This is a genomic window from Priestia sp. P5_B4, assembly GCF_056400385.1.
Genome location: NZ_JBFULJ010000640.1, coordinates 1 through 2,217, shown reverse-complemented (window position 1 = coordinate 2,217; position 2,217 = coordinate 1). Strand labels below are relative to the sequence as shown.

The window sequence follows — 2,217 nt, the reverse complement described above, 5'->3', positions numbered from 1 at the left end:
CTTCATTTGGATAAAGAACAAAATCATATAATTCGCCTCTTAACCGATCGTTATAAAATTCAATTTTACGATTTAAAATGTCTAGACTCTGTTGTAAAGTTTGTATTTCCTGTTGTACAAGGTGTTTGCGGTTTTTAAGTAGATGTAATCTCTCTTGGCTTGTTTTATCACCTATTGCATGCCATTTAGTGTATTGTTTTAACTCTGTTATTAACATACCTGAACCTTTTAAATGGAGGAGAAACTTCGCCCATTCAATATCATCATCCGTATATCTTCGTAAATTATTCTCATCCCGATTAGGTGTAAGCAAACCTTGTCTTTCATAATATCTGAGTGAACTTGCTGTTACCCCAAGGATTTTTGCAAATTCTCCAATTGAATAAGCCATCGTATTCACCTTTTCTATCATTTATTTGAACTAATACTGAATGCTTAAAGTCAGTTATATATAATTGTTTTTTCTTTAGTATTGTCTCCTTATATCTATTGAACTTATCATTTAAAGTCGACTTTAAGTCAATAATGAATTTCTTCTTAAAACATCGACATTCTCTTGTTGACTTAAACCTAAGTTTAAGTCTTATACTACACCTGTTGTAACGATCAAAATAAAAAGAAAGGATGAGAGAGAGATGCCGGAAAAACAAACCGCAGGACGAGAGCTGTTAGGGGAATTTGCTCCAAAGTTTGCTGAGCTTAATGATGATGTTTTGTTTGGCGAAGTATGGGCGCGAGAGAAAGAGTTATCTCCGCGTGATCGAAGTATGATTACAGTTTCTGCCTTAATTGCGGGTGGAAACTTTGAGCAATTAACGCCGCATCTTCAAAAAGCAAAGAAAAACGGATTAACCAAAGACGAAATTGTAGAAGTGATTACTCATCTTTCGTTTTATACAGGGTGGCCCAAAGCATGGTCTGCTTTTAATATTGCTAAAAAAATTTATAACGCTTAAAAGGAGAGAGAAGAAATATGAAGCATGAAGAATTAAGTAATAGCACAATCTTTCCACTAGGACAAAAAGTGGAAGCCAACTTTAGTGGAGACGCCTATTTAAAAATGGTATTTACAGACGAAAAGCCGCTTAACACATCTATTGGAAATGTAACTTTTGCTCCAGGATCTCGTAATAACTGGCATTCTCATAAAGTTGGACAAGTATTATTAGTAACAGGTGGAGAAGGCTGGTATCAAGAAGAAGGTAAAGCAGCACTGTTAATAAAAAAAGGTGATGTCGTGAACATCCCACCAAATGTGAAACATTGGCATGGCGCCACAAAGGATAGCTGGTTTGTGCACTTAGCAATGACACCAGGAGAAACAGAATGGCTAGAACCTGTTGATGATGAATGGTTTAATAAGTTATAAGCATAACGTATATATGCCGTTTTAAGAAACTGGTCACATGATTACTCGCTTTTCATTTTATGGCTAGCAGCAATTGGCTCTGAAGAACCCAATGAAAAGCTTTTCAGAGATAAGAAACAAATCGATTGGTAACACCCGTGAGTAAAGATCAAAAAAGATTTATAAAGAGAAAAGCTGTATGTAAAACTAAATCAATTATTACTTGCTGAATTTGTTGCTAATGCGTACGTCAGCGTAGTTGAGTGGTGGCTCAAAAATGAAAAGCCATATTCACCGAGAGAAATGGCAGAAAAAGCAAGAGAGCTTTTAGAAAGAAACTTATAAACTTAGGTTTGGTTGGACAAAAGCTTTAGAAGAATAAAATTATCCATCTCCCATTCTTAATTATAATATCTTTTTTGTTTTAATKTGKWAAWAAAGGGTAAMTGTTYTAAGRATCAMCTAAAAATAGGAGGAGATMRAATGAGAARAGCGAAACAAGCTGYTGTRGCTTCTGCMKTAGGKTTAGCTGTRTTAGCGACGCCATTAGCTCTACCGAATTTAGGAGGTTCTGCAGGCTCTGCAGAGGCTGCAGAAGTTGGAGGAGACGTAACAGTTGATCCCGTAGCCATAGGACAAGCGATTGCAGATGCGGCTAAAACAGCCGACAATCGAAGTGGKTTCGTCAAGGGAGCRATGGAAAAAGCATTCTTTGAATCRGGTCAACRATAYAATGTAATGGTKATGAATTTGAGYCAAGGKTATAATTCAGATCAATTACAAGGTGTWCAATAYTTTGAYACCGTAGATTAYGATGGYATTACSTATGGWGTCTGGGTATTTGAAGAAGGAACATTTATTAATGAAGG

Annotated in this window: 3 protein-coding genes and 1 pseudogene; 3 read left to right on the top strand and 1 reads right to left on the bottom strand. The window is 36.1% G+C overall.

Going from position 1 to position 2,217, the window contains the following annotated elements; genetic code table 11:
• On the bottom strand, positions 1-391 hold a 391-nt coding region (locus AC1DRF_RS24080), incomplete at its 3' end, for a MerR family transcriptional regulator (protein ID WP_477741879.1).
• A 244-nt stretch (positions 392-635) separates the two neighbouring features.
• On the opposite strand from AC1DRF_RS24080, the gene AC1DRF_RS24075 reads away from it, so the two are divergent.
• From AC1DRF_RS24075 to AC1DRF_RS24065, 3 genes and pseudogenes are all read left to right on the top strand, one after another.
• A complete protein-coding gene (locus AC1DRF_RS24075) occupies positions 636-956 on the top strand; it encodes a carboxymuconolactone decarboxylase family protein (protein ID WP_427076767.1) in 321 nt (106 codons plus the stop codon).
• Between the two features lie 17 nt (positions 957-973).
• On the top strand, positions 974-1,369 hold the full coding sequence (locus AC1DRF_RS24070; protein WP_230184394.1) for a cupin domain-containing protein: 396 nt from the start codon (positions 974-976) through the stop codon (positions 1,367-1,369).
• Positions 1,370-1,567: 198 nt separating this feature from the next.
• Positions 1,568-1,693, top strand: a pseudogene (locus AC1DRF_RS24065) (TetR-like C-terminal domain-containing protein); the annotation flags it as partial.
• Positions 1,694-2,217 lie beyond the last annotated feature (524 nt).